The following is a 7,084-nucleotide window of genomic DNA, read 5'->3' on the forward strand; positions in this document are numbered from 1 at the left end:
CGCGACCTTCGAGTCGATCAGGTCCGCGGGCGCAGCGGCTTGCGGTAGTGGATGCGGTCGTAGGGGCCGTCGACGCGCCGTTCGACGACCTCGTAGCCGTACCGCTCGTACATCCTCCGGTTCTCCCACATCTTGGCGTTGGTGAGGAGCCGGACCTCGGGCCTGCCGAGTTCCAGGGCACGGGCCTCGACGAAGGCGAGGAGGCGGCGGCCGAGGCCGGTGCCCTGGGCGTCGGGGTGGACGGCGATGTTGTCGAGGTAGAGGTGGTCGGTCTCGGTCCGCACGACCACGAGTCCTGCCACCGGGTCCCCGGCGACGAACACCCGGCCCGCGGCCACGTCCGCCGCGTGGTCCGCCTCCATCGGGGCCGGTACGAGACCGATCCGTTCGATGTAGTGGTGGTAGGCCGCGTCGGTCACGGCCTTGACGGCGGGCACGTCGGCGGGGGCCGCGGGTCGGATGTCGTCTGTCATGCCGCCACACTACGGCGGCGGTTGATCGTCTTCTTGATGAGTGGCCAGGCCAGCAGGAGCGCGACCACGGCGTAGACGGTCACCGAGAAGGGCGTGTTGACCAGTCCGGTGACGCTGCCGTCGCTGATCTGGAGCGCGCGGCGCAGCTGCTGTTCGGCGGCCGGGCCGAGGATGACGCCGATGACGGCGGGCAGCACCGGCAGGCCGTAGCGCCGCATGCCGAACCCGATCAGACCGATGAGCAGCAGGATCACCAGGTCGAGAGCCTCCCCGCCGACCGCGTAGGCGCCGACCGCCGCGAAGAAGAGGATGCCGGCGTAGAGGTAGGGGCGGGGAATCCTCAGCAGCTTGGCCCAGACCGGCGCGAGCGGCAGGTTCAGGGCGAGGAGCAGCACCATGCCGACGAAGAGGGAGGCGATCAGGCCCCACACCAGGTCGGCTTCGCGTTCGAAGAGGAGCGGGCCGGGCTGGATGCCGTACTGCTGGAAGGCGGCGAGCATCACGGCGGCGACGGCAGTCGTGGGCAGGCCCAGCGTGAGCATGGCGACGAGGGTGCCGGCCGCGGAGGCGGACGCGGCGGACTCGGGCCCGGCGACACCCTCGATGGCGCCGCGCCCGAACTCCTCCTTGTGCTTGGAGAGCCGCTTCTCCGTGACGTACGACAGGAAGGTCGGGATCTCGGCGCCGCCGGCCGGGACGGCGCCGAACGGGAAGCCGATGACCGGGCCGCGCAGCCAGGGCTTCCAGGTGCGCCTGACGTCTTCCCGGCCGAGCCAGGGGCGGCCGACCGGGATGGCGTCCCCGCCGGTGCGCCGCAGGTGGGCGGCGACCCACAGGGCCTCGCCGATGGCGAAGAGGCCGACCGCGACGATGACGACGTCGATGCCGTCGGCGAGCTGGAGGGAGCCGAACGTGAGCCGCTGCTGGCCGGTCATCTGGTCGAGGCCGACGAGGCCGAGGGTGAGGCCGACGAGCAGGGAGGCGAGGCCGCGGATGCGGGAGGAGCCGAGGACCGAGGTCACGGCGATGAAGGCGAGCACCATGATGGCGAAGTAGTCGGGTGCGCCGATGCCCACGGCCAGTTCGGCGACGGTCGGGGCGAGGGCGACCAGCAGGATCGTGCCGATCATGCCGCCGGCGAAGTGGCCGCCTGCCGCGGCGGCGAGTGCCTGGGCGCCGCGACCGGTCTTGGCCATGGGGTTGCCTTCGATGGCGGCGACGACGGCGGCGCTCTCGCCGGGGGTGTTGAGGAGGATGGAGGTGGTGGAGCCGCCGAACATCGCTCCGTAGTAGATGCCGGCGAACATGATGAACGCGCCGGTCGGCTCCAGCCCGTAGGTGACGGGCAGCAGCAGCGCGACGGCCATGGCGGGTCCGATGCCGGGCAGGACGCCGATGGCGGTGCCGAGCAGGACACCTATGGCGGCCCAGAGGAGGTTCACGGGGGTGAGGGCGGTGCCGAAGCCGTCGAGGAGGGAGTTGAAGGAATCCATCAGAGCACTCCCATCAGCGGGCCGCCGGGCAGCGGTACGCCGAGCAGGTTGTCGAAGACGAAGAAGGTGACGAGGGAGAGGGCCGCGGCGATGAGCGGGTCGCGGTCGGCGCGGCGGCTGCCGAGTGCGTAGGCGGAGCCCCAGAAGAGCAGGGCGCCGGAGATGGGGAAGCCGAGCGGGCCGATGAGGACGGCGTTGCCGAGGAAGACGCCGGCGAGGAGCAGGACGGTGCGCCAGTCGCTGGGTTCGGACAGGTCGATGTCCTCGCCGGTCTCGGCCTCGCCGCGGCCGCCGCGCAGGACGTCGACGGTGAGGAGGACGGCGACGACGAGCAGGGCGCCGCCGACGACCAGGGGGACGGTGGTGGGGCCGACGGGTCCGCGCTGGGCGATGTCGACGTCCATGGTGAGGGCGTCGGTGAGGACGAGGACGCCGATGACGAGGAGGAGGAGCCCGACGCCGAGTTCGGAGTGCTCGCGCAGCCAGGAGCGGGGGCCGGCCGGCCGCGGGTCCGGGCTTGTCCGTGTGCTCACAGTCCCAGCTCCTTCAGGACGGAGTCGACGCGCCGGTTCTGCTCGTCGAGGAAGGTGCCGAAGGCGTCGCCGGTGAGGAAGGCGTCGCTCCAGCCGTTCTTCTTCAGGGATTCCTGCCACTGCGGTGAGTCGTGCAGCTCGCGGACGAGGCCGATGAGCTTGTCGCGTTCGGCGGCGGAGAGACCGGGTGGGGCGACGATGCCGCGCCAGTTGGTGAACTCGGTGTCGAGACCCGCCTCGCGGAGGGTCGGCGCGTCGAGACCGGGGACGCGCTCCGGTCCGGTGACGGCGAGGAGCCGCAGTTCACCGGCCTTGATCTGGTCGAGGTACTCGCCGACGCCGGAGACGCCGAAGGCGACCTTGTTGCCGAGGATCGAGGCGAGGAGCTCGCCTCCGCCGTCGAAGGGGACGTAGTTGACCGTCCTGGGGGCGATCCCGGCGGCCTGGGCCATCAGCATGGGAGCGAGGTGGTCGGGCCCGCCGGGGGACGATCCGCCGCCGACGGGCAGCTTGGCGGGGTTCTTCTTCCAGGCCGCGAGGAGGTCCTGGATGGTCTTGTACGGGGAGTCCCTGGCGACGACCACGATGTCCTGCTCCTCGGTGAGCCGGGCGATCGGGGTGGTGTCGGAGAGGGTCTTGGGGGATTTGTTGGTGTGTACGGCTCCGACGACGCCGAGGCCCATGGACATGGCGAGCCTGCCGTTGCCGCGTTCGCCGGCGAGCCGGGTCAGGCCGACGGTGCCGCCGGCGCCGGGCAGGTTGAAGACCTCGATGTTGTGGGTGAGGCCGGCGTCCTCGGCGTTCTTGGCGGCGGTGCGCGCGGTGATGTCGTAGCCGCCGCCGGGCGTGTTGGGGACCATGAGACGCAGGCCGGGGATCCGCGTGCCGGTGCCGGTGCCAGTGCCCTGCTGGAGCAGTGGCGGGCCCAGGAGCACCAGCAGCGCCGCCCCGAGCAGGGCGAGGGGAGTGCGCAGTCGCAACGGTGGTGCCTTTCGGGAGGAGGGGAGCTGTGAGGTGGCCCACATGTTGCCCGCGCGTTAAGAAGCTGTCTCCCTTCCGCAATCAACGGACGTTGTGGTCGTTCTGGTCGCGACCTAGCGTGGCGCCGTGACGAAGGTGCTGGTGGTGGACGACGACTTCATGGTCGCCAAGCTGCACAGCCGCTATGTGTCCGACGTGGACGGTTTCACGGTCGTCGGAGTGGCGCACAGCGGCGCCGAGGCGCTGCGCGCGGCCGAGCGGCTGCGTCCCGATCTGGTTCTGCTCGACATCTACCTGCCCGACATGGACGGGATCGGTGTGCTGCGCGGCCTGCGGGCGGCAGAGGAGCGAGACGGGCGGCGGGGCTGCGCGGACGTCCTGTTCATCACGGCGGCCCGGGACGCGGGCACGGTCCGCGCGGCGCTGCGCGCCGGCGCCCTGCACTACCTGATCAAACCGTTCAGCCGGACCGCGCTGCGGGAGCAGCTGCTGCACGTCGCGTCGCTGCGGGCCCGCCTCGACGACCTCGACGAGGCCCGCCAGGAGGACGTCGACCAGATCTTCGGCACCCGTCCCCCGGGCTCCCGGGAACTGCCGAAGGGCCTGGCGCCGCACACGGCGGAGCTGGTGGAGCGCATCCTGCGCGACCACCCGGCGGGCCTGTCGGCCACGGAGTGCGCGGAGGCGGGCTCCCTGTCGCGGGTGAGCGCCCGCCGCTACCTGGAGTACTTCGCGGAGACCGGCCGCGCGGAGGTGACCCTGCGCTACGGCGGCACGGGCCGCCCGGAGCGGCGCTACCGCCGTGTCGGGCCGGGTTCCTGAGGGTTCCGCGGACGCCTGCGGGCCGGACGTCCGGGCTGTTGCGGGAAAGCGCCGTCGTCGGCGCAACGGAGGCCGACGCCCCGCCGGCAGCGGGCGGCCGGGTGCGCGAGGAGCGGCTGTCTGAGCCGCCTCTTAGCGTCACCTTAAGCGGAGCATAAAGATCGCCACGGGCCGCTCCCGGCGGCCGATTCCGCGGTTTCGAGGGGCTAGTTTGCTGATCACCGGCCTGGTTTCCGGACCGTCGGCGCCGTAGCTCTCGGGGGGCCGCGCCGCCCGTCCGGGCCGGGGCCGGGCACACCCGGGCCGTCCCCCGGGTGTCCCCCCACCGTGTGTCCTCGTCGAAGGAGAACGTCGTCATGACCCCTCGCAACCGTTCGGGAGCAGCCGTCGCCGTCCTGGGTGTCGCGCCGCTGGTGCTGGCCGGCCTGGCCGCGGCTCCCGCCGCCGCGCACGGGACGATGACGGACCCGGTCAGCCGGGTGTCCGCGTGTTATGCCGAGGGGCCGGAGAGCCCGGACTCGGCGGCCTGCAAGGCGGCCCTCGCGGCGAGCGGGCCGCAGGCGTTCTACGACTGGAACGAGGTCAACATCGCCAACGCGGCCGGCAACCACAAGGCGCTGATACCCGACGGCAAGCTGTGCAGCGCCAACCGTGACAAGTACAAGGGGCTCGACCTGCCGCGCGGCGACTGGCCGTCCTCGAAGATGGCCGCCGGCAAGCGCACCTTCCAGTACAAGGCGACCGCCCCGCACAAGGGTTCCTTCGAGCTGTACATCACGAAGGACGGCTACGACCCGTCGAAGCCGCTGAAGTGGTCGGATCTCGAGGCCAAGCCGTTCGCGAAGGTCACCAACCCGTCGCTGCAGGGCGGTGCTTACGTCTTCGACGGGGTCGTCCCCGCGAAGTCGGGCCGTCACCTGATCTACTCGATCTGGCAGCGCTCCGACTCCCCCGAGGCCTTCTACACCTGCTCCGACGTGGTCTTCGGCAAGGACAACGGGACGGCGGGCGGCGGTGCCCCCGCCCCGGTCGCCTCGGCGCCGTCGGAACAGCAGATCCAGGACGGTGCGGACAAGTCGACCGTCGACCACGGCGGTCACGGCGGTGACGACCACGGGGCGGAGCCTGCCGCTCCGGCCGCCCCGGAGAAGGAAGGCGGCACCGGGGAAGGCGGCGCCAAGGAGGGTGGCAACGCCCCGGAGGCGGCCGGGGCCGGTGCGCCGGTGCCTGCCGTCAAGGCGGCGGACGCCGCCGAGGGGACCGGAGCGGGGACGGCGAAGGAGAACCTCGCCGAGACCGGCGGTTCCAGCACCACGCCGTACGTCGCGGCCGGCGGTGCCGCCGTACTGGCGCTGGGTGCCGCGGTGCTGTTCGGCACCGCGCGCCGCAGGTCCGCCGCGGCCGGGCGGCACGGCCGCTGACCGGTGTGAACGAGTGGGGCCCGTCCGGTGACGGACGGGCCCCGTCGTTCGTGCGGGCCGGTCAGCCCAGCACGGACGCGCAGGTCGTCGGGGTGGCCTTCGCGGGGTCGAGGGCGTTGGTCACCTCGTGGTAGGCGATGCGGTCGAGGATGCCGATCGCGACGTGCTCGGAGAAGTCGAGCGCGCATTTGTTCTGGATGAGGACGTTGGTGACGTTCGGCCCGGAGAGGTATCCGGAGGTGTACGGCGTGACGACCTGGTCGTACTTGGTGACGATGACGGTGTACTTCACGCCGGGGACGGTGTCGCCGCCCTCGTTGAGTTTCTGCATGAAGGGCGAGCCTGCCATCTGGTCGGCGAGGCCCGGGGTCTTCTCGCTGAGCAGGTCGGCGGCGCCGGGGAAGTACGGCAGGAGTCCGGTGAGCCCGCTCAGGGTGGTGCCGTGGTTGTCGGGGGCGATGCCGATGAGCGCGTTGACCTTCTCGGCGCCGCCGAGGAACTTCAGGTAGTAGCGGGGCATCATGCCGCCCTGCGAGTGGCCGACGAGGTCGACCTCGGCGGCGCCGGTGGCGGCGAGCACCTTGTCGACGTAGGCGTCGAGTTGCTCGGCCGACTTGTCGACGGGGCCGAGGCCGTGGAAGAACGGCACGTTCGGCAGTTGGCCGTAGTCGAGGGAGAAGACGCAGTAGCCGCGGCGGACCAGATGGGGGGCGAGGGCGAGCCAGTTGTCGACGGAGTTGCCGAGTGTGCCGTGGACGAGGACGACGGGGCGCGGGTGTGCCGCCGACGGCTTGCAGGAGTAGTTGTTCCAGCCGCTGCTGGGGCCCGAGGTGGCCTGGGCCGTGGAGGCGGGGGTGAGGGTGGCGGCAACAGCCAGGAGCAGTACGGCCGACGCTCTGAGCGCACGCCGCACGCGTGGGGGCAGCATCGAGTGGTCTCCTTGCGGCTCAAAGGAATGGGGCGATGGCGGTACGCCCCCGCGGCCCGGACCACGAGTGGGGTACGCGGCTGGGGAAGCCGCGTCCAGCCAAGTTACGCACGAGTAGAGGTAAGAGGGAAGTTACGTGTCGGTAAAAAACTGAGGATCAACCACGCCGTACAGAAAGATCTTCGGCCGGAGGGCGCGGTGGCGACGGCCTGGGGAATCCGCCCGTCCGCGGCGTCCCGCCCGGGGGGCCGGAGGGGGCTTCACCCCTGGCACGCTCGCGGCGTTGTCGGTCGTCGGCGCAGCCCGCTGCGCTCTCTCCCCCTGCGCCTGGCGGCGCGGGAGGTACCCCCACCCTCCGCCTCGCGATCGCACGCACCGGACGCCCCCGGCCCCGCCCTCCGGGCGAACGACGCTACTTTCGAAACACGCCCTA

General features: G+C 71.7%; 7 protein-coding genes. 2 read left to right on the forward strand and 5 right to left on the reverse strand.

Annotated elements, in window-relative coordinates; genetic code table 11:
• Positions 1-17 precede the first annotated feature (17 nt).
• From ACY34K_RS32460 to ACY34K_RS32475, 4 genes are read right to left on the reverse strand one after another with little or no spacing between them, the layout of a single operon-like run.
• Positions 18-473, reverse strand: coding sequence for a GNAT family N-acetyltransferase (locus ACY34K_RS32460; RefSeq protein WP_462753596.1), 456 nt, complete (start codon positions 471-473; stop codon positions 18-20).
• Positions 470-1,966 (reverse strand): tripartite tricarboxylate transporter permease, encoded by a 1,497-nt coding sequence (locus ACY34K_RS32465; RefSeq protein ID WP_462753598.1) that lies wholly within the window; start codon positions 1,964-1,966, stop codon positions 470-472. The genes ACY34K_RS32460 and ACY34K_RS32465 overlap by 4 nt, the downstream gene beginning before the upstream one ends.
• Positions 1,966-2,499 carry a tripartite tricarboxylate transporter TctB family protein gene (locus tag ACY34K_RS32470; RefSeq protein WP_462753600.1) on the reverse strand — a complete coding sequence of 178 codons (534 nt, stop codon included), beginning with the start codon at positions 2,497-2,499 and terminating at the stop codon, positions 1,966-1,968. The genes ACY34K_RS32465 and ACY34K_RS32470 overlap by 1 nt, the downstream gene beginning before the upstream one ends.
• Positions 2,496-3,479: a Bug family tripartite tricarboxylate transporter substrate binding protein gene (locus ACY34K_RS32475; protein ID WP_462753602.1), complete on the reverse strand. Its 984-nt coding sequence runs from the start codon at positions 3,477-3,479 to the stop codon at positions 2,496-2,498. The genes ACY34K_RS32470 and ACY34K_RS32475 overlap by 4 nt, the downstream gene beginning before the upstream one ends.
• A gap of 136 nt (positions 3,480-3,615) precedes the next feature.
• On the opposite strand from ACY34K_RS32475, the gene ACY34K_RS32480 reads away from it, so the two are divergent.
• Positions 3,616-4,302, forward strand: a complete 687-nt coding sequence (locus ACY34K_RS32480) for a response regulator (RefSeq protein WP_462753610.1) — start codon at positions 3,616-3,618, stop codon at positions 4,300-4,302.
• Positions 4,303-4,658: 356 nt separating this feature from the next.
• A complete protein-coding gene (locus ACY34K_RS32485; RefSeq protein ID WP_462753604.1) occupies positions 4,659-5,723 on the forward strand; it encodes a lytic polysaccharide monooxygenase auxiliary activity family 9 protein in 1,065 nt (354 codons plus the stop codon).
• A 61-nt stretch (positions 5,724-5,784) separates the two neighbouring features.
• On the opposite strand, the gene ACY34K_RS32490 is transcribed toward ACY34K_RS32485, so the two are convergent.
• Complete coding sequence (locus ACY34K_RS32490; protein ID WP_462753606.1) at positions 5,785-6,651, reverse strand: esterase/lipase family protein; 867 nt, start codon at positions 6,649-6,651, stop codon at positions 5,785-5,787.
• Positions 6,652-7,084 lie beyond the last annotated feature (433 nt).

The organism is Streptomyces sp. STAM6 (genome assembly GCF_054963715.1).